The organism is Tolypothrix campylonemoides VB511288_2 (assembly GCF_045999855.1).
In the GTDB taxonomy this organism is placed as follows: domain Bacteria; phylum Cyanobacteriota; class Cyanobacteriia; order Cyanobacteriales; family Nostocaceae; genus Scytonema; species Scytonema bouteillei_A.
Genome location: NZ_JBFPMW010000002.1, coordinates 883365 through 903544, shown reverse-complemented (window position 1 = coordinate 903544; position 20180 = coordinate 883365). Strand labels below are relative to the sequence as shown.

General features: G+C 41.9%; 17 protein-coding genes. 4 read left to right on the top strand and 13 right to left on the bottom strand.

The features are described from left to right. Nucleotides 1–527: 527 nt before the first annotated feature. The gene (locus AB0756_RS08295) at nt 528–1112 is read left to right on the top strand and encodes a hypothetical protein (protein WP_038081417.1); all 585 of its coding nucleotides are present in this window, start codon (nt 528–530) and stop codon (nt 1110–1112) included. A gap of 38 nt (nt 1113–1150) precedes the next feature. On the opposite strand, the gene cobO is transcribed toward AB0756_RS08295, so the two are convergent. The 8 genes from cobO to AB0756_RS08255 all read right to left on the bottom strand — a co-directional run bounded on the left by cobO (nt 1151) and on the right by AB0756_RS08255 (nt 9661). After that, a complete protein-coding gene (gene cobO, locus AB0756_RS08290; RefSeq protein ID WP_038081415.1) occupies nt 1151–1813 on the bottom strand; it encodes a cob(I)yrinic acid a,c-diamide adenosyltransferase in 663 nt (220 codons plus the stop codon). Nucleotides 1814–1872: 59 nt separating this feature from the next. Beyond that, entirely contained in the window at nt 1873–3060 is a 1188-nt protein-coding gene (locus tag AB0756_RS08285; RefSeq protein ID WP_038081414.1) for a DUF4336 domain-containing protein, read from the bottom strand. Between the two features lie 352 nt (nt 3061–3412). Then, the gene (gene minE / locus AB0756_RS08280) at nt 3413–3790 is read right to left on the bottom strand and encodes a cell division topological specificity factor MinE (protein ID WP_038081413.1); all 378 of its coding nucleotides are present in this window, start codon (nt 3788–3790) and stop codon (nt 3413–3415) included. Nucleotides 3791–3819: 29 nt separating this feature from the next. Further along, nucleotides 3820–4626, bottom strand: a complete 807-nt coding sequence (gene minD, locus AB0756_RS08275; RefSeq protein ID WP_038081412.1) for a septum site-determining protein MinD — start codon at nt 4624–4626, stop codon at nt 3820–3822. A 119-nt stretch (nt 4627–4745) separates the two neighbouring features. Continuing rightward, nucleotides 4746–5873, bottom strand: a complete 1128-nt coding sequence (minC, locus tag AB0756_RS08270) for a septum site-determining protein MinC (protein WP_050046419.1) — start codon at nt 5871–5873, stop codon at nt 4746–4748. A gap of 87 nt (nt 5874–5960) precedes the next feature. Further along, complete coding sequence (locus AB0756_RS08265; protein ID WP_038081444.1) at nt 5961–7289, bottom strand: four-carbon acid sugar kinase family protein; 1329 nt, start codon at nt 7287–7289, stop codon at nt 5961–5963. A 22-nt stretch (nt 7290–7311) separates the two neighbouring features. Continuing rightward, on the bottom strand, nt 7312–7974 hold the full coding sequence (locus tag AB0756_RS08260) for a hypothetical protein (RefSeq protein WP_038081410.1): 663 nt from the start codon (nt 7972–7974) through the stop codon (nt 7312–7314). Between the two features lie 208 nt (nt 7975–8182). Beyond that, nucleotides 8183–9661 carry a GTP-binding protein gene (locus AB0756_RS08255; protein ID WP_038081409.1) on the bottom strand — a complete coding sequence of 493 codons (1479 nt, stop codon included), beginning with the start codon at nt 9659–9661 and terminating at the stop codon, nt 8183–8185. A 349-nt stretch (nt 9662–10010) separates the two neighbouring features. Between AB0756_RS08255 and tpiA the strand changes: the two genes are divergently transcribed. From tpiA to folP, 3 genes are all read left to right on the top strand, one after another. After that, complete coding sequence (tpiA, locus tag AB0756_RS08250) at nt 10011–10736, top strand: triose-phosphate isomerase (RefSeq protein WP_050046418.1); 726 nt, start codon at nt 10011–10013, stop codon at nt 10734–10736. A gap of 479 nt (nt 10737–11215) precedes the next feature. Continuing rightward, nucleotides 11216–12544, top strand: a complete 1329-nt coding sequence (iscB, locus tag AB0756_RS08245) for an RNA-guided endonuclease IscB (RefSeq protein ID WP_038081407.1) — start codon at nt 11216–11218, stop codon at nt 12542–12544. A gap of 69 nt (nt 12545–12613) precedes the next feature. Beyond that, on the top strand, nt 12614–13474 hold the full coding sequence (gene folP, locus AB0756_RS08240; RefSeq protein WP_038081405.1) for a dihydropteroate synthase: 861 nt from the start codon (nt 12614–12616) through the stop codon (nt 13472–13474). A 30-nt stretch (nt 13475–13504) separates the two neighbouring features. Here the strand turns inward: folP and AB0756_RS08235 are convergent, their stop codons facing one another. The 5 genes from AB0756_RS08235 to AB0756_RS08215 form a co-directional block, all read right to left on the bottom strand. Further along, nucleotides 13505–14386, bottom strand: coding sequence for an SPFH domain-containing protein (locus tag AB0756_RS08235; RefSeq protein WP_038081403.1), 882 nt, complete (start codon nt 14384–14386; stop codon nt 13505–13507). Nucleotides 14387–14667: 281 nt separating this feature from the next. Next, complete coding sequence (locus AB0756_RS08230) at nt 14668–16317, bottom strand: alpha/beta hydrolase (protein ID WP_038081401.1); 1650 nt, start codon at nt 16315–16317, stop codon at nt 14668–14670. Between the two features lie 273 nt (nt 16318–16590). Continuing rightward, the gene (locus AB0756_RS08225) at nt 16591–17109 is read right to left on the bottom strand and encodes a hypothetical protein (RefSeq protein WP_038081400.1); all 519 of its coding nucleotides are present in this window, start codon (nt 17107–17109) and stop codon (nt 16591–16593) included. Nucleotides 17110–17188: 79 nt separating this feature from the next. Continuing rightward, complete coding sequence (locus AB0756_RS08220; protein WP_038081399.1) at nt 17189–18634, bottom strand: SLBB domain-containing protein; 1446 nt, start codon at nt 18632–18634, stop codon at nt 17189–17191. A 322-nt stretch (nt 18635–18956) separates the two neighbouring features. Next, nucleotides 18957–19934 carry an ABC transporter ATP-binding protein gene (locus AB0756_RS08215; protein WP_038081398.1) on the bottom strand — a complete coding sequence of 326 codons (978 nt, stop codon included), beginning with the start codon at nt 19932–19934 and terminating at the stop codon, nt 18957–18959. Between the last annotated feature and the right edge of the window lie 246 nt (nt 19935–20180).

The following is a 20180-nucleotide window of genomic DNA, read 5'->3' as shown; positions in this document are numbered from 1 at the left end:
ATCCATTAGTAGTATGCCTCCTGACTTAGGAGGTTATTTTTTATTCATAAAAACTTTAACATATACTCAATTCTAAGCTTTACAAATTTAGCTTTTTATGCAATTTATGAAATCTAGGGCGTATTTTTAAACTTTGATAGATACTACCCTATTTAATATTTGAAAAATCCAATATTTTTATATATTTCCTTATCTATCAGTACTCATAAGGAATAAGGAAAGAAATTGGAAAAATTTCTGGTTCTTATCCGGAATTCATAAATTTGCTTTTGTAGTTCCTCTTGTCCAGAGCACACTACCACATATGGTCTACAACAGTAGAAGTAGGATGAGCTAAAGATGGATACTTAAAATTAACAATCCAAAAAAAGTAGTAATTTAATTCTTTACTAGAGGATTTTTCAGAAAAATACAAATCCAACTATTGGCGGAGACAAACAAATTACGACTCAAGTACGTTAAATATAAGTCACAGAACATCAAGACACGATTGTAAACTTTAGTAGGCAAGTAGGGTGCCTAAAAATATGAAACAGCACTTTCCTTTACGTCAGATGGGATTTCCCCTTGTTGGCTTAGTTCTCATGCTTGGCACCTTCGCCAGCCAAACTAAAGCAGCATTCAGTAACGATTTTACTCCGGTTAAAGTAACAAATAATTTACAACAAGTCAATGCTCTTGGTCTTGGTACACCAAGCACCAATTCTCAAAGATTGGTAAAAAACTCTACATCTGCATTGAGTAGAGCAAAAATTCCTCAAAAGGATGGTATTTACCTTTATGGTGAATCACCAAAACCAAGTCAACTCGGACAGGGTTACATTGTGTTTGAAAAGCAACAGGGTAAAGTGTTAGGCGCTTTATATATGCCTCACTCGGAATTTAGTTGTTTTAACGGTACTCTTGACTCCAGAGGTGAGTTGGCAATGACTGTAACTGGTTACCCCGGTGACAAAAACCCGGCTCAAATAGCGACTAGCAGTAGCGTACCTCGTCTGATAGATGATGAAGTTACCACTTATGACCACTCAATCGCACTACAAACATATCATCCACTAAACGCAAGTGCAGACGATCGCAGAATTTTGCAAATGTGCAAAAATCAATTATGAATGGTAGTTATTCATAATTCACAATTCATAATTCATAATTAATACTCGATTCCTGGCTGTGCTTTAATGCCTCGATCCCGAAAAGGGTGTTTGACTAACGTCATTTCCGTCACGAGATCTGCTTGTTCAATTAATGCCTGAGGCGCACCTCTACCAGTCAGAATAACATGGGTGTCATAAGGCTTTTGTTCTAATCCTGCCAAAACCTCTTCAGTTCTTAAATAACCTAGTTTTAGAGCAATATTGATCTCATCTAACAAAATTAACTTATAATTTGGGTTGCAAATGTACTCTAGTGCTTTTTGCCAAGCCGCAACCGCTTTTTCAATATCACGATCGCGGTCTTGAGTTTCCCAGGTAAAGCCTTCGCCTAAAGCGTGGAATTCTAGCAAATCTCCCTGCCAAATGCCGAGCACGTTTTTCTCAGCAGGTTCCCAAGCTCCTTTGATAAATTGAATAATCGCCACTTTATAACCATGGCCCAGCGATCGCAACACCATTCCCAATGCAGCTGTTGTCTTACCCTTGCCATTCCCAGTATTAATAATAATTAATCCTTTTTCGGTTGACGCTTGAGCAACTCTTTGTTCTTGAATTTCTTTACGTCGCTGCATCTTTTTACGATACTGCTCTGGTGTTAGGGAAGAATTTTCTCCTACAGAAACATTACTGGTTGTTTCCCAAGTTTCATTAGTTGCCATAGCGATCGCCTTGAAATTGTGACTACATTTTATCGAAAGGATGGGAACATTGTGCTGAATTACAAATTTTCCTTAGCTGGTTTTGCAATGCCACTACGGACTAAACTCGCTTCAAGTTCCTTAATAAATTTCAAATCTTTTTCTGGTAAAGACTGATATCCATCCAGAGAGTGTTGTTTTTCTAGAAACGCAAATGCTTGTCGAAATTGCTCCGGGCTTGTTTCAATCGGCGAGTCAAAGTGACAAGAAATTATCCTGTGAATATCCCAAGTAGCAACTTTATCAGCCCAATGGAGAACTTGTTTTGGTGCTTGAGGAAGAATTAGGGTTTGTAAAATGGGTGCTACAAAGGGACGCCCCCCACTTTGCAAAGCATCGAAGGAATACTTCCAGTTTTCTTGCCATTGAAAGGGAAAAAAACCAAAATATGCCTTTGCAGATCGATCTGGTGCTTTAAAAGCATCGCGTACCATCTTTCCCAATTCCAACATTTTCAAATCGCTGGGACGAAAGTAAATAGCAAACAATGAAATGCGTTGCCATCCCTTACGGCGATTTGTTTCGTTGTTCTCAATCGCTTCAAGTGCGCTGTCTTTGGCATGAAATAGCAGGGGATATGGATCTAACTGGACGATGGCGGGCGGATCTTCGGGTACTGAAAGTATAGTATCGGTCAAGAGTAGGGTACGCGATCGCTTGTGAAAGAGAGCAACTTCTACAAAAGAACCCCTTCCCAAGTTGATATCCAATACAGCACAATCAAAGTCATCAGCAAAGGGAAGTTCACTGCTATTTTCCGGAATGATGTAAGTTCTTTTAGAAGGAAAGCCAAGCCAACTCAAAGGTAGGTTGACTGGAAAACTCCACTGATGGGGAGAAACAAAGACTTGGGCTTGAGGGAAGCGACGGGCAAAGGGACCAACAAAAACCTTATGCTCCAAACCAGAACTGGTTGGCAGGATGATATACTTAACATCACCATGCTTTGCAACTACTTCCTTGAGCAAACGGATACACTCAGGAGTTGGGGCAACAGGGGCATAAATGAGAAGACCACCACCAGAAAGCTTTACAACAGTCATGCGGATCGGGACAACAGTGTAGAGAATGCCCTGAACTTGCTCGAATGTCCAGATAGTTCCCTCAACGACTTCCCTACAGAGTGTGCGCCTCCTACCATAGGGATAAAGCGGTACAACTGGCCAGAACGGCCATGACCAATCTTTTGGATTGGATAAGGAATGCATTTTTTGCTCCTGTAGCACTTCACTAAGAATAAATATAATAATTACTTTGTACGACTCTCAACCAATCTCACCTCTATCTTTCTCCAGAAGAGTATTTAAAAGCTGAAAAATTTAGTTTCATGAAACATGAATATATCTAAGGGCAAATCTACGCAACGTCACGAGCATTGCTTGCTCGTGAAACAATTACCACTAATCTCATAGCCCTTCTTCGTGAGAAGTTCTCAACTACAGCTATATTCAGGTTATCGTAAGTTCGATAAAGCTTAACCTCCGAGCCTCTTAAAACGAGAGGGGGAGAGTAACGTTAAACCAAGTGAAAAAGATTACCTTTGCTTTGACAGAGCAGGCTTCAATCGGTAACTTTATCGGTAACTTCTATTTCTGGTATCGTTTCTTTTGGCGTCGCTTCTTTTGGAGTTGCTTCTTTTGTAACAACCTCAGGTTTCAGTATCTCTTCCGGTAAATTTTCTTTGATTCTCCGAATTGGCAAGTTGGCAATCAGAGCAGTTGTCCGTTGATTGCTTTCGAGGGAAAACTCCAATCCATCTTTGTCAATTTCTACATAACGGCAGACAATTTCTAAAATCTCTTGCCGCATTTTTTCTAAGATTTGGGGGCTGAGGTCAGCGCGATCGTGAGCTATAACTAATTGCAGACGACGTTTAACCTGAGTGCGACTGGTGTCAGCACTGCGCGAAAAAAGTTTTTCTAAAAGTTCGACAATCATTGCGGCTAGAAGGGCAGACAGTTGGAAAGTTAAACGATCTTTGTTCGGAACAACTTCTTCAGACGAGAAAAGAGGTTGTCGCGATCTGAATCTAAATCGAGAAATTCGATTGATTCTCCTTCCAATCTGCGAGCAATGTTATCAAAAGCTGTGGCAGCCAAAGAAGAATTCTCCGACAGTACTAAAGGTTCGCCGCGATTGGTAGAGACTATGACGCGTTCGTCATCAGGAACTACCCCAATTAAGGGAATAGCTAAAAGTTCTTGAACGTCTTGAACGGACATCATATCATTTGCCCGTACCATTGCCGGTCTGATACGGTTGATAATGAGATGAGTTTTCTTAATACCTTGTGCCTCTAGTAACCCCACAACCCTGTCAGCATCACGGACTGAGGCTATTTCTGGTGTGGATACCACTAAAGCTTCTTTTGCTGGGGCGATCGCATTTTTAAACCCCATCTCAATTCCGGCTGGGCTATCAATCAAAACGTACTCATACTTCTGTGCCAGCGCATTTACCAAAAGCTTCATTTGGTCGGGAGTGACAGCATCTTTGGTACGATTTTGTGCTGCAGGTAACAGAACTAGATTGGGTTGACGTTTGTCTTTGACTAAAGCTTGCTCCAGACGACATTCTCTAGCCAAAACTTCAACTGCAGTGTATACTATTCGATTTTCTAGTCCTAGTAGCAAATCCAAATTTCTCAAACCAAAATCCGCGTCAACTAAAGCTACTTGACGTCCCATTTTGGCTAAAGCCATACCCAGATTTGCTGTTACCGTGGTTTTACCCACCCCTCCTTTTCCAGAGGTAACGACAATAATGCGAGTCATGATGGAAATGCGCTCGATTGGTGATTAAAAATATACAACAAAAACAAGGATGAAATAGGAACTGGGGACTGGGGACTGGTAATTGAGAACTGGAAAATTATTAATCCCCAATCCCATTTTCATCCCTCATCCTTTTTTTGGCTGAGCCTACTTAATAAGATTTTAGAGAAATCCGTAGACCGAGCGATGCGAATTCCTTCTGATGTGACATAAGCCACTTCAGGATAATACTGAGTCGGAGATTTTTCCGGTGCTCTAGCCACGGCATCCGCTATCCGCAATTGGGTTGGCTCCATTTGTAAAGCCATAATCAAACAATCGCGATCGCCACTAGAACCTGCATGAGTAATTCCACGCAGGCGACCCCACACGAGAATATCCCCATCTGCAATTACAATACCACCTGGGTTTAAATCTCCTAAAAGAATAATATGACCTGGGTGGCGAATTTCCTCTCCTGAACGAACGGTTTTTTCTAAATAGAGAGGCTCCACTAGAGGTAGCTTAGTTGGTTTGGGTTCCGAACGAAGCGTTTTTGTAGGTTGTATTTGTTCTACAGAGTAGCCTGCAGTCGCAGCAGCAATAGCAGTTTGGCGGCGACTGGTGGAAATAAATTTTAGATGAACTTGATATTGAGCTAAACTCTCAGCCAGTTCTTGTAGTTGTCTGCCATCTAACAATCGATCTTGCGCTTCTAAATACACGGGAGTATTTGGTGAGAAAGAGCGATTGCAAGCTAAAAGTCGTAATTTCATCTGTTGCCAGATATCAGTCCAATTGTATTCTGAAGAAGGCACTTGGGATTCTGTTGGTAAAATTAATAACAGCCTTTCTTTATCACTTTTCAGTTGGACTTGAATATTTGGATTTACCGTATTTTCTAGAGACGACAATTCATCCAAATCTATAGTGAGTGGCTCGGGTTTGGATTCAGCATTGATAGGAACAACATTTGACTCCAAATCGGTAAGAATAGAATCAGAGACTGTCTCAGGAAGAACATTTTTTTCTAAATCAGCCGCAACAGAATTCGGATCTACATCCACAACTGTCGGTTGTGATTCTTCATCAGAAGTTACAACATGTGACGCTGTTTCAGCAACAGCAGAAGGTGACTTTTCACTGGTACTGACAGAAATCACTTCCGCACTGCCCTCTACAGAATTTGATTTTAAATACACGAGAACAGAATTGACTTCTGATTCGGGGAGGATAGGATTTTCTTCTGCATTAAAGTAAGTAGCCATTGACTTTACATTTTAAATATTGTTAGTAAATACTTGTTAGTCAATAGTAGTTAGTGGTAAAAACTACTAACCACTAACTACTAACCACTAACTACTAACTGCTTTTAATCTTTGATAAACCGTTGCTAAAGCACGGGCATCGCCCACATTTCCGGGAAATAATACCACTGGTAAATCGGGAAACTGAGGGTGATCTGATGGAGTTTTCACCATTGAACAACCAGCTAGAATTTGACCGAGCAAACGTGCTGAAGTCAAAGCTAAACCAGTACTTAAAACATCATTAGAAGTAATGCCACCCTTGCTAATTAAAAATCCAATATCTGATGGTAGATGCCGTACAATATCCATTAATAAAGCTGAAACCTTCAGACCAAATTGCAATCTAGTTTCCACATTTTCAAATGTTAGCTCTTGACGACTGGTATAAATTACTGGTGTCTTATGAGCCTCATGTGCTGCTTTAACACTGTCAACAACCTTGATTAGCAGTGTAGCAGATTCATCTACGCTTGCATTCACCAGTTGGGAAACATCAACTTCTATACCTTCTGTTCCTTCTTCTTGCAAGAGCATCTTTAGTTGCTCGGTTGTTTTCTTAACGTGTGAGCCTACGAGCGCTACGCCCGGTTTACCCCCTCTGACATACTGTGCCATATTTTCTGCTGCAATAGGTTGGGGAGGCAATTCTGCCAAAGCTGTTAAAATGCTGGCAGCACTGCGAAACAAAAACCTTTTTCCTTGGCTTGCTGCTGCTAGTACGTCTCGTGCAAAACGGTTAAGATCTGTTTGAGTTTCTCCGTCTACAACCACACACCGATTCTGGCTGAGTTGCATCAAGCGTTCCAAACTTCCCTCTCGAATATCCGCAAGTAAAAAGCGTTCTACTGACTCCTCGCTAATACGTCCTGTCGTCTTTTCTTCTACGTACTTGGGTAAATAACTATATTGGTAGGCAAAAACTGAATCGCGTGCAAACTCAGTTTCATGGACGGGGGTTGGAACACCATTGACGATCAAATAATGTACGCTGTCACGCGTGATACGTCCGCCCTCAAAAAACGCAGGTACAAGGAAATGAGCATCAAAAGGACCGAGTTCTTCAGCAATGACATCGGTTTCAATGGGATAATGTCCCCGTAAAGTGGAATCAGAACGACTGACGATCAGAAAATCATGAATTTCTTCAGCTTCGATAGCTAGCTTCAGGTTATGGCAAACTTCCCGAGTCACCGACGCTGCTTTATCTGCGGGGAGAGACCTTGTGTTAGTTAGTACAAAGAAAATCGGGGAATCGTCTTGTAATCCCAAGCGCAGAGTATCTACATCCCAGTGCATGAGCAGTAAGCAACTGTGAACTGTTTGAGAACCTGTGGGGTCGTCATCCAGGACAATGATTTTTGGTTTTGTGGTCATATTCATGTCACCTACTCCTCACTTAGTGGGGAGACTGCAATTTTCTGATTTCTGCTTGGACATCAAGGGCAATTTGCAACGACTGATTGAGAAATTGAGCGTATTCGCTAGCTTGAGCGCTCAGTTGCAAAGTTTGCACGTTCGTTAAATTATTAACAAATAGCTCTTGGTTGTTAGCAAGCAGCTTTTTATTATCTCGCAAAATTCGTTCCGTTTTCAAAGCCCGGACTAAATCTTCTCTAATAAGTTGTAAAGCGGCGAGCGCTTTCTCTCTATCGTTAAAATGGGTGTCATTGCCCGAGGTTGTGAGTTGGTCGTGAATATCTATCGCTTTGATAACAGAATGATACTTATCAACTTCATCTAAAAGTGTTGTTAATGTTTTTGGACAGGTAAAACGTCGCCAAACCCACCGCCCGATGGCTACAGTCACGGGTACTAAAATTAACAAGAGTAGCCCTAGAGGGATCGAGGAACCAAAGATAGGCAAAATAATAAATGCGTAAATTCCACCGACAACAATCGGTGTGAGAGCGAGTGCTACTATCATTTCATTTATAAGAAAACCCAATCGCTTCTCGCGATCGTTCATAATAGAAGGTCGAAACACGTCATCTGGGTCTAACCCAATCAAGCGTCTTAGTTCGCCCTTCGTAATTTCCAAGCCCATTAAATCTGGCTGCACAGATTATTACTCCTGTTATACCGCCATATACGTATTTATAGTATTTTAGAAATGCGATCGCTGAAAAACACAGCGATCGTCAAGGTATGTCCAAGTCAAGCTCTATGTCCTGGGCGATTCAGAGGAGTGGCGCTCTAGAAGACTGCATCATGAGAAATTTTGCAATATTTTTGGATTTGGAAATTCTCAATCCAGTATTTGTTAAAAATTATACTTTATTTAAGTTTACCTTACTGCGTAATTCATCCTTGATTCGGTTGAGGATAGAACTTTCATCAAGGTCTGCCAAAATTTTCCCAATCACAGCTTTAGGTCCGCTCGCTCCCCATGATGCTCCATTAGCTAAATATGCTTTGGTGACTTGCCCTATGGCGTAAGAAGAAACACCTGCAACCCCTGCTTGCGTTAAAGCTACAGATAAATAGGGACCGAGGGAAATACCACCAGTTGCAGGTGCAGATAGTCCAAGCAGTGTTTTGAGGGAACTTAAACCCAAGTTTGCCAGTAATTCGCTCGCCGTAATGCCACCCATCCCCAAGGCAATTTGTTTGAGTAAGTTGACCGCGCCTGTTTCTGTCATGGGAATGCTGTATAGTTTTGATAAACCCATAATGAGAGCAACATCAATGACTGCTCCACTCAAAAAATCTACTACCGTGACCGGATTGAGTGCGATCGCAATTGCCTTTGTCATGACTGACTTCCAAATAAGTTGATTGGCGGCTTCAGCACGAATTTTGAGCTTGCGCTGCACCAATTGTTCGTTCACAGTGTCAGCAAAAATCATTGTGTTAAGAGCAACTAAAGCTTTTCCTTCACGTTGCAAAACTTCCAAAATTTTCAATTTGAGTTCCTCAATTTGAGCAGTTCCCGAGCGTAACTGTACGCCACGAGTGCCATCGGGACGTTTAACCATCGTCCTCACGATGGGCGATGCTGCTGCCATCACAATTTCATCTGGTGAAAGAAGTTCTCTTACCCTCTCATTCCGAATTTTTTCATAAATTGCCATTCGGTCTGCTTCTGGGTACTGGTCTACTTTATTAAACACCAGCAAAATCGGCTTACCCACCTCGCGCAACTGAGAAAGGGCTTCGTGTTCGACTTTGGTCATATCACCGGAAATCACAAACAGAATTAAATCCGCTTGTTTTGCGATCTGTTCTGCTAGTGCTGCACGGGTATCACCATCAACTTCGTCTAAACCGGGAGTGTCAATTAATTGGACTTGAGATTGACCTATTCCAGGTAAAGTGACTCGCAAAGCGTGTTCTGTTTTGCCAATTTCTTCCGAAGAAAAGCTCCAGTCTACTGTTTGAGTATTGCGCGTGACACCGTGTAAGGGACCTGTTTCAAAGACTGTTTGTCCTACCAATGCGTTCAGTAAAGAGGATTTACCGCGTCCAACCAAGCCAAAAGCTGCTATTTGAACGACCATGCGTTCTAGTTTTCCCAACATGGTTTCTAAGTCAGCAATTTCTGTTTCTAGCCCTTCTTGTTCTTGAGGGGTAAGGTCGAGATGGTTGACCAAATTTTGTAGTGCTGTTTGTGCTTGTTTGTAGTTGAGTTCTGCTTGAATGTCTTCAAAGGTGAAAATAGCACTATCTAGTTCTTCTTCCCATTGGGGAGAGTTATCCGTACTGGATGAACCACCGCTAGGTTCGGGTAGGGGTAATGTCGAAGCCATATCAATTTTGGATTTTAGATTTTAGGTTTTAAATTTTAGATTTTAGATTTTTATATGCTCTGCCTTCCATCGTAGTCACTTTTGGTTCTAAGCTGCCCTTGCATATAATTTCTATATTCTAAGATTTTGGAAAAACTGAGTAAAACCCTCTCCCTCTCTCCCACTCCCCCCTTCTCCCCCTCAGCCAGCATGAGAAACTTAAATACCTCACAACTTAGAGTGAGATGTAAAAGTAGGGTTCACCACTGGTAACTGGTCACTAGTTACCAGTCACTGTTAGCCAATGTCCAACAAAACATCCTAAACTGAAGAATGCATCTGTAGCAGTAAGATATAGACGAAATCACTTGTGCGAAAAATAGTTATTGCCGGTAACTGGAAAATGTATAAAACCCAGGCAGAATCCGAAGATTTTTTAAGAGGATTCTTGCCTGCTTTGGACGCAACCCCTGATGAGCGAGAAGTGGTTTTGTGCGTCCCCTTCACTGACTTAAGCGCTTTGTCTAAAAATTTACATGGCAGTCGAGTACAATTGGGGGCGCAAAATATCCACTGGGAGGAATTTGGAGCCTACACGGGTGAAATCTCCGGACCTATGCTGGCTGAAATTGGGGTACGTTATGTTGTTGTCGGTCATAGCGAACGGCGACAATATTTTGGGGAAACGGATGAAACCGTTAATCTCCGCCTTAAAGCAGCTCAACGCTTTGGTTTAACCCCAATTCTTTGTGTGGGTGAAACCAAACAACAACGAGATGCGGGGGAAACAGAATCGCTGATTACGAACCAAATAAAAACAGATTTGGTGGATGTGAATCAGGAGAATTTGGTGATTGCTTATGAACCCATTTGGGCGATCGGCACTGGCGATACTTGTGAATGCAAGGAAGCCAATCGTGTCACAGGCTTAATTCGCAGCTTGTTGAGCAATCCTGATGTACCAATTCAGTATGGCGGCTCTGTAAAGCCAAATCTTATCGATGAAATCATGGCTGAACCGGAGATTGATGGGGTTTTAGTGGGGGGAGCAAGTCTTGAACCCGCAAGCTTTGCTCGAATTGTTAACTATCAGTAAATTGATGCTTTAAGGGGTTAGGGGGTTCGTTGTTTTTTCTTGTTCCCAGCTAGAAGTTGGGAATGCAATCAGTGCGGCTCTGCTTTCTATCAATATTTTTATATATTGAAGAGGCAGAGCCTCCAAATAAGAGCGTTACTAGGCTGAGCCTGGTAACGAGGAATACTGACACTAAGCACAGCATAATTTTCTGACCCCTTAGTCCCTAGCTTCCGATTCCCAATCTCTACCCGCTCCGAAAAACCTATACAGAACTAGTCAACTATAGACAAAGCTGTACAAAGTCGGAACGTGCAGACTAAGACCTTCGAGGTCTACGATTTTTGAGTCATGACACCTGAATGTGAACGCCAGCATTATGCACTGTCGGAAGTGGTTAAGTAATCAGTAAACAGGTTTATAGCTGTAGTGCCACTTCCTCAAAAAGCTCTTAAATCATTGTCGAGGCAAACTTTACTTAGTAATAAAGATGGCAGAATATGTCAAACTACGTTTTTCTTATCGACAAAAACAAAACTCCACTGAACCCAGTACATCCAGCACAAGCACGGAAATTATTAGATTCTGGTAAAGCTGCTGTGTTTCGTAGATATCCATTTACTTTGATACTCAAACGAGTCATTGAAAATCCAAATGTATACCCTCTCATTCTCAAAATAGATCCAGGCTCGAAATTTACGGGTATCGCTTTGGTTACTAACCAAGGAAACGTCATTTGGGGAATGGAGTTGCAGCACCGTGGTCAACAAATCAAAGATGCTCTAGAACATCGTAGAGCAGTGCGTAGAGGACGTAGAAGTCGTAATACCAGGTACCGGCAAGCCAGATTTCTTAATCGCAAACGCCCTGATGGATGGTTGGCTCCATCTTTGAGGCATCGTGTTATTACCAGCGAAACTTGGGTAAAGCGTCTTCAAAAGTTCGCGCCAATTGGTTCCATCGTTCAGGAGTTAGTGAAGTTTGATACTCAAGCAATTCAAAATCCAGAGATCTCTGGGGCGGAATACCAGCAGGGGACTTTGCATGGTTATGAATGTCGTGAATATCTCTTAGAAAAGTGGAATCGTCAGTGCGCTTATTGCGGAATCAAAGATGTTCCGTTAGAGATTGAGCATATTCAACCAAAGTCGGCATGTGGTTCAGACCGGATATCTAATCTTTGCTTAGCTTGTCACAAGTGCAATCAGCGTAAAGGCAGCAAAGATATTCAAGAATTTCTCAAAGGTAAGCCAGATGTCCTAAATCGAGTATTGCGACAAGCTAAAACACCGCTAAAAGATGCTGCTTGTGTAAATTCAACAAGGTGGTCACTGCTCAACACTCTTAAACAGACAGGATTGCCAGTTAAAACAGGAACTGGAGGTCAAACCAAGTTCAACCGGATTCGATTTGACTTACCAAAAGCACACTGGATTGATGCAGCCTGTGTTGGTGAGTGCAGTGCTGTAGACGGGTTTCCCGTCGCAGGCAACTGCCGAACCCGTAAGGGTATCGTCGAAACCATCAAACTTGTTACCACTAAAATTTTGAAGGTAAGAGCAACTGGTTTTGGTGGTAGACAGCGATGTCAGACAGATCAGTTTGGTTATCCACAAAAACATCGTCCATTACGTCCAATACTTGGTTTTTCAACTGGTGACATTGTTCGTGCCTCGGTTCCAAAAGGTAAGTACGCCGGGACTTTCACGGCGCGAGTCTGTCCTATGTCGCATGGTTACGGTGAGTTTGTTATTGACAAGAAACGGAGGTCAATTAAGTTGAACTACTTAACGCCTGTTCACAGAAGGGACGGTTACGACTACGCGTGAACCTGTACAAAATGACCAGACTTTTACAAAGATGTATAGCAATCAAGTTACAGTTTCTACCCCCAAATTATGACAAACGAGTTGATCGTTAGAGAACGCTGTTTTCAGTGGGGACAGCGAACTTACTTAATGGGCGTTTTAAATGTCACACCAGATAGCTTTAGCGATGGTGGCGATTTTTATACGCTCTCTGCTGCTGTAGCAAAAGCACGGGCTATGGTAGCAAGTGGTGTGGATATTATCGATATTGGCGGTCAGTCTACTCGACCCGGAGCAGAGCAAATTTCTCTGAATGAAGAAATTAGTCGTGTCTTGCCAGTTTTGCGCTTGTTACGAAGGGAGCTACAAGTTCCTATTTCTGTGGATACCACGAGGGCAGTTGTAGCAAAGGCAGCTGTGGAAGAAGGAGCAGACATAGTAAATGATATTTCTGGTGGTACTTTTGACCCAGAAATGTTGCCAACTGTGGGTAGTTTAAATGTGCCTATTATACTGATGCATATCCGGGGAAATCCACAGAATATGCAAAAACTAACTGATTATCAGGATGTGATGGGGGAGATTTTAAGTTTTCTGACACAGCAAATTGCTGCTGCAACGGCTTGTGGTATCGATCGCCAAAAAATTATTATCGATCCGGGCATTGGCTTCGCTAAAAATTACGAGCACAATTTAGAAATTTTGCGCCGCTTGCCGGAATTGCGTCAACTTAACTGCCCTATCTTAGTAGGAGCGTCCCGTAAAAGTTTTATTGGTCGAATTCTCAACCAAAGCGCTCCGAAAGCAAGAGTCTGGGGAACGGCGGCGGCGTGCTGTGCTGCAATCTTTAATGGAGCAGATCTTCTCCGAGTGCATGATGTGACAGAGATGCGTGACGTTTCATTGGTTGCTGATGCTATCTTTCGGCAATCGCAAATTGAGCCGCGATAAGGCTTTAGCCTTTAAGTTTCGCTTATCGCTTTAGGTAGAACCATTACCATTTTCAGCTTTCTTGCCTTTTTCCTCATAGAGACTCTCAGATATCAAATCCATCATTTCGCCACCTTTACCTGGATCGACGAAGACGACTTTGGCATTTTCGCTTTCACCGAGTCTGTAGCTGGCATTGATATAATCTTGAGCGACAAGATAGCGCAAGATTTCCTTACTTTCTGGACTAGCACGCAAAGCATCAGAGATAATTTGCATAGAAGCTTTAGCTCCTTCTGCTTTCTCAATAGCTGCTTGCCGCGCTCCTTCAGCCTCTTTAACTGCAGCATCTTTCCTGATTTCAGCTGCTTTCTGTTCTTCCAATGACCTCTGGACGCTTTCTGGAGGAGTAATCCTTTGAATATCTACTCTTATAATCTCAATTCCCCAACCGGGCTGCACTACTTCTTTCGTTGCTGGATCTACTATCTTTCTCGTTGCATCAGTTAACTGTTTCTTAATCTCTTCACGCAAAGAACTTCCAGAAGTGTTAGCGTACTGTAAAGTATTTTGAGCAATAACCTCTCGGATAGTTGTTGTAGCTAGCTGGGTGAGAGCGCCTTGAAGATCGTCTACATTGTAGTAGCTATCGCCCATATCTTTGATTTTCCAAAACACTACAGCATCGACTTCTAAATAAACGTTATCCTTAGTTATGATATTTTGAGGTTTGATATCTAAAAACTGCTCTCTTGTTGTGTCCTCCATCACTATTTGATCGACTAGAGGCACAATAAAGTTCAAACCAGGACTGAGTTTTCGGTGTTGCTTCCCTAAACGTTCGACTAAGGCTTCATTTCCCTGGCTGATTAGTTTTGCAGATCCTAATGCGTACCCTATAAGCACTAAGACTATTGCAATAATTGGTTCCATGTAATCTCCTAACTAAGTGTTTGGTAGAATTTATTATAATGACACACTACTATGATGATGCCCTAAATTTAGGATATTCTCTCAGAATGAGTATGTTGTTATCACAAATCGTATGAATAAGCAAGCTTTTTTCAATTAAATACAAAAAGTTACAGTAACTTCTTTTGGCTGAGAGCCCCGAGTTCTCGAATAAGTCGGGGATCTGTTAAGCCCTAGCTGTAGGACATCGCTATTAAATCACTAAGTGGTTTCGCTTGCAAGTATTTTATTTGTCCGTAACTTTACTTAATATAATTGCGCTCGAGACTCCCTTCTACCCAAGGTTTGATACTGGTAGGTAATTCAGAAACAAGACGCAATGGTAACTCAGAAGTAGAAAGAAACTGTGCGTAAGCTGGAGTCAAAAATTCTCGGTAAGTTCTTGCTTCTGGTGTCAGTTGTTTGACAAACGCTAAACTCACACCTTGGGTCAATCGTCTCAAGGAGCTGGCTTCTTCACCTCGTCGTTCTTTGACTATAGAGTAGGCTGTACTTGCAGGATCGCTAATACTTAAGTGAGTCCCTCCAATGGCAGTTAACAAATATTTTTCGCCCTGTAGTTGATTAAAAGGTGCTATTTGATGTTTCAATGCTGGAGCGATCGCATCTTCGGTTCCTGCTAAGATGAGGACTGGTTTGGTAATTTGACTTAGACCTTTTTTCCCGAAAATTTCTCCAATGACAGGATTGAGAGCGATCGCCTGACTCACTCGCTTATCTTGCAATCGCAGTTTTTTATCTCGCAACGAAGCAGCAGAACACTGCAACCAATCTGCGGGAGATTTGTCAAGATTGAGAGAGTCTTTACAGAATTTCCGCAAGTCTTCCAAGTTCACCTCAGGGGCGACCAAAGCCAAAGCAGTGTAACCTCCTAAAGAATGACCGATGACAGAAACTTTCTCCGTGTTAAACTTTCCTTGAAATTCTCCCGATTGAGTATTGAGTTTTGCGAGCTCATCAAGGACAAAACTCACATCTCGCGGGCGATCGATAAATTCAGTTGGTGGTAGCAGTTTTCCTAAATTAGCAGCATCGTTCGCCTTATTAACTGATATGGCATTGCTACCTGGATGCTCGAGAGCAACGACTGTTATACCATGAGAGGCAAGATGATTAGCTAAATATCTTAGAGATCTTCGATTGGAACCAAAACCGTGGGAAAGAACAACCAAAGGATTGTCGGCATTAGCCCTACTCCAATAGATATCTACAGGTAATGTACGGTTGCGCTGTCGGTCATAAAAATTTAGAGTCTGTTCCTGTACGGCTTCATTTCCCACTGTAGATGGGTCAAAGGTCGTTTTAAAGGGTGTATTACTTGTAGCAGGTAACTCCCTTTCCAATAAAACTCCGAGGGCTTGACTCTCGATGCGAGTGGGGTTTAGCTCAACTGCTAAACCAATGACTTGAGTTGCATCCACTGTCACATTTTCCTGTGGGTAAGCTCGTAAGAAACCAAGGGGGCTCAAACCGTTTACTTGTTTAAGTGCAAGGTTGAGTGCTACTTGAATGGTATCAACTGTACTGCCGGGAATTGCCGATCCCAAGGAAGATAAGATTTGTTTCCCTATTGGTGTTTGCCGTATTTCATCAACAAATTTATCGGCAAAAGCGGGATCTACACTAAAACGCTTGGTCAAAAAGTCTCGTATTTCTGATGTTAAGAAGGGTGACAAAACTTCTAGCCCTTCCGGCAATTTACCAGTTTTAGCAAACTTTTCCAAGTCTGCGATCGCTACTGACTGCTGAAAAGGACCCAAGCGGATAGTCACTGTTTCTGCTGCCAATGTAGAGGAAATTCCTACACCCCAACTAAAAGCTAGGGTTAAGCTGCACAGCAATCCTTTCATCCAGGATGCTTTGGGTTGACGTTTGCTAAGTGGAAACCGCATATAAGTCACGAGTCATTGGTCATGAGTTATTAGTAGCGCATTTATCCATGACGTTGTTCTGTGAAATACAGTTTCATTGGAACAATCTTATACTATGAGTGGATTTTAGATTTTAGATTTTGGATTGAGAAAGCCCTTACTAGATTGAATCTTACCCAATTATCTGTCACATTCTTTTTTCAAATTGGTATTATTTATGAAATAAAGAGTAAAGTAGGTAGGGCTATGCCCCACATTCGATGTTGTCTTTCATTGGAGAAAAGTACCCGCTTATCACTCTTCTTCATTCAAAAAAGTTTCCTCTAGAAATAACATTCCAGATTTATTAGTAGAGATTTCTAAAATCAGTTCTTCATAAGCAGTCATCCGTTGTGTTACTGTTCGATAATCCTCAGACTGAGTACACAATTCCTCCCATAAATCTTGAGTGCGAATGGTAGCACCATCAAGAACATCTTCAGGGTCAATTCTGAGAGTTCGTTTTTTCACCCATTCAAGAGAATGAATAAATTTTACTATCACATCATAACCACTACTACCCTCATCTGTGTATTTAGGAGGTGAAGGCATTGTTACCATATCACTGACTGCACCTGTAAACAAACAAATGGAATTGGGTTCTTTAAAAAGAGCAATAAATGAAGCGACTCCAGAATCAAAACCCAGATCGCTGCGATTTTGCAGCCACAGTAAAACATAAAATTGTTCTTGATATTTTTGAATAATTTTTATCAAGTTATGTACGCCAGAGGTAATACCTTTACCTGCTATCGGGAATAAGTTAATTCTCATAAATTTTCTTCCTCTTACTTAATAAATAAAGCCCGCAAAAGCGGGCTAAAGGGAGTAAAAAAACTGGATGGTAATACTTTTAGAAGCCAAATAAAGCTCTAACAATACCTAAAAGACCACCTAGAGGATTAATAACCAAACCGGCTGTATCGCCAGCCTTTGCTCCACCAGATCGGTACACTACCACAACATCATTATTACGGAGTATTGGGTTTGTGTCTTCATTAATTCCTGCTTTAAAATCTACCTTAACTTGACGTTTGGTCACAGAACCGTCTGGATTCAAGCGAACCAAATCTACAGCTTTACTACTTGCTCTGGCATCATTAAATCCACCAGCTGCTAGTAATGCTTGGTTTAAAGTGCTATTGGGCTGAAGGTCTATTTGCCCCGGTTTTTTCACTTCACCAACGACACCCACTTGTATGCGCGTGGGAGATAAAGTCGTTGTCGCTAATTGTGTTGCTTCTGCACGGTTGATTTCAGTTGCCGTTGGGATAACAACTGTATCTCCATCTTGTACGATGATGTCCTGATTGATATCACCGCTTTGCAACAGTTGCCACAGGTTAATATTTATAGATTGTTCCGATCCAGTTCTTGTAGGTCTGCGGATGATGACATTACGAACATCAGCTTGTGGTGTAATTCCTCCTGCTAGCTGAAGTGCTCGTGTCAAAGTGGGTTGACCTGTAATACTTGGTGCATTCGTTTGACCGGTGGTACCACCTTCTGTAGCACCTTGAGTCACTAGATATGACCCAGGACGGTAAACTTCACCAATAATTGCTACTGTACGGGGTCTTGTGGGATCGGCAGCAAAACTAGATGCGGCTAAATTACGTGCATTTGCTAAGTCTAGAGTACTTGCTGTGGGTACGAAAATGGTATCGCCATCCCGCAAGGTGATATCTTGGGGTAACCTTCCCGTGCGTCTGAGTTCATCTAAATTGAGACTGGTAACTTGTTCTGGTCCTCTGCCAAGTTTGCGCCGCAATTCCACTCTAGTGACATCCGCACTCAAAGTTACACCCTGGGCGGTGGTGAGTGCAGCAAGTACTGTTGGGTATTGTACCCCAGGATTGTCTCCTGCACCTCCTTGCAAGCTGAGAGTATAAGCTCCCGGACGGGTGACTTCTCCAGCGACAAAAACGTTAATGGGACGAGGTGATAATAGGTTAACTGAAATAATAGGACGTTTTAGATACCGAGAGTATCTTTGGGCAATTAAGTCAGCAGATTGTTCCGTAGTTAGTCCCAGAACATTAACACTGCCAATCAAAGGTAAGTTAATTCCTCCACCTGGTGGAACTTGATACTCTCCTGAGTATTCGGGAACTTCAAATACACTCACTCTAATGCGATCGCCGCCTCCAAGGGTGTAGTTTGTGTCTACCTGTGTCGTTCTCGCTGTTGGCTGCCTTTGCGCTAAACTAACGGTTGGAATAGCGATACTTACAGATGTTAATAACACCATACCCACAGCTGGATGGGCGAGCAATTTCACCACACTCGTATTATGCATTGCTTACCTAAGATTACTATTAATTACATACTGTTTAAACATTTTTAGCCTGATTGACTATTTTTACGTATTCTAGTTCCCTGATGTTCACACATTCTTCAATTAAATTATCCTTCCGGAACGAAATTATTTAATAACTTTAAATTTTATTTGAATTTTATTTAAAGTTCAACTCGGTTCTATGTAAATTTACTGTAAATTTTGTTGCTCCTATATTGGAAATCAATATTTTCACAAGCACGATAAGTATGAAAAGTAAGAATAGATAGTCAGGTTTGTTTCACAAGCCAATAATGACTACCTTCTACTTTTTACGCTCTAATTACTGATTTTTCAGGTTTTGAATTTGTTGCACAAAAAACTTTTCTAAAGATGGACGTGACAAATTCATGGCTATTAATTGCCCTCCCATCAAACGCAGGCTCGCCAGAAAATCATAATAATCTCCATTGAGTTCCCCTTGCCAAGACCCATCTGGCTGGTACTCCAAATTAGCGATCCATTTTTCAATAATTTCCCAGTCTCCACCGTGTCCTTTGACAGAATATACGTCAGTTGTTCCTAAAAGTTCATTAAGAGATCCAGAACAAATAAGTTCACCTTGGGCAAGAATGGCAACGCGATCGCAAATTTGTTCCACTTCACTGAGAACATGACTGTTGAAAAAAATTGTTTTACCTGCCGCTTTTAAAGATAAGATAATCTCTCTCATTTGGTAGCGTCCCACAGGGTCGAGCCCTGACATGGGTTCATCCAAGAATACCAGTTCTGGATCGTTAATGAGTGCTTGTGCCATTCCGACACGTTGTAACATTCCTTTTGAATAACGGCGCAGGAGTTTTTTGCGGGCGTCAGATTGAGGCAATCCTACCAATTCCAGCAATTGAGGAATGCGTTGGCGTTGAACCTTTTTAGGAATTTGAAATAGTCCGGCGACTAACTGTAAAAATTCCCAACCCGTGAGATAGTCATATAAATAAGGGTTTTCAGGTAAATAACCGATACGTTCTTTAACACCACGATCTCCAATCGGCTTTCCCAAAAGCAATCCCCGCCCCGATGTCGGACGGATAATTCCCAGTAACAATTTCAATAGTGTTGTTTTACCAGCACCATTTGGTCCTAACAGCCCAAAAGTTTCTCCCTTGTAAACTTTCAAAGAACAGTTTTTGAGAGAGACAACTTTCTGATTCATAAAAAAGCCAGTGCGATAGACCTTTCGCAACTCAGAGGTTAGAACAACTGGCGGACTGTCTCGTGTATTTAGTTCGGAGTTCGGGGCGTCTGCAACAGACTTCATCTTGTGCTTCGGGCAACAGCAATACGTTTAATCTATAGGTTACCCAGTTGACTCCCAATAATAACATTGACCAGCGACCGATGACCAGCGATCGATATACAGGGAGGCTGTTAACCTTTGTTGAGGCGAAACTTGGGGGTGAGAGATTGTATTTTTTCGCAAATAATGGGTCAGAGCCATTTGCCAACAACCAATCTCTAATGGTAAATACACAATTAGGTAGGTTGACACAAATCAAGGTAATCG

Coding starts and splice junctions, on each gene's coding strand:
- AB0756_RS08295 (WP_038081417.1), top strand. CDS start 528: ATGAAACAGCACTTTCCTTTACGTCAGATGGGATTTCCCCTTGTTGGC.
- cobO (WP_038081415.1), bottom strand. CDS start 1,813: ATGGCAACTAATGAAACTTGGGAAACAACCAGTAATGTTTCTGTAGGA.
- AB0756_RS08285 (WP_038081414.1), bottom strand. CDS start 3,060: ATGCATTCCTTATCCAATCCAAAAGATTGGTCATGGCCGTTCTGGCCA.
- minE (WP_038081413.1), bottom strand. CDS start 3,790: ATGATTGTCGAACTTTTAGAAAAACTTTTTTCGCGCAGTGCTGACACC.
- minD (WP_038081412.1), bottom strand. CDS start 4,626: ATGACTCGCATTATTGTCGTTACCTCTGGAAAAGGAGGGGTGGGTAAA.
- minC (WP_050046419.1), bottom strand. CDS start 5,873: ATGGCTACTTACTTTAATGCAGAAGAAAATCCTATCCTCCCCGAATCA.
- AB0756_RS08265 (WP_038081444.1), bottom strand. CDS start 7,289: ATGACCACAAAACCAAAAATCATTGTCCTGGATGACGACCCCACAGGT.
- AB0756_RS08255 (WP_038081409.1), bottom strand. CDS start 9,661: ATGGCTTCGACATTACCCCTACCCGAACCTAGCGGTGGTTCATCCAGT.
- iscB (WP_038081407.1), top strand. CDS start 11,216: ATGTCAAACTACGTTTTTCTTATCGACAAAAACAAAACTCCACTGAAC.
- folP (WP_038081405.1), top strand. CDS start 12,614: ATGACAAACGAGTTGATCGTTAGAGAACGCTGTTTTCAGTGGGGACAG.
- AB0756_RS08235 (WP_038081403.1), bottom strand. CDS start 14,386: ATGGAACCAATTATTGCAATAGTCTTAGTGCTTATAGGGTACGCATTA.
- AB0756_RS08230 (WP_038081401.1), bottom strand. CDS start 16,317: ATGCGGTTTCCACTTAGCAAACGTCAACCCAAAGCATCCTGGATGAAA.
- AB0756_RS08225 (WP_038081400.1), bottom strand. CDS start 17,109: ATGAGAATTAACTTATTCCCGATAGCAGGTAAAGGTATTACCTCTGGC.
- AB0756_RS08220 (WP_038081399.1), bottom strand. CDS start 18,634: ATGCATAATACGAGTGTGGTGAAATTGCTCGCCCATCCAGCTGTGGGT.
- AB0756_RS08215 (WP_038081398.1), bottom strand. CDS start 19,934: ATGAAGTCTGTTGCAGACGCCCCGAACTCCGAACTAAATACACGAGAC.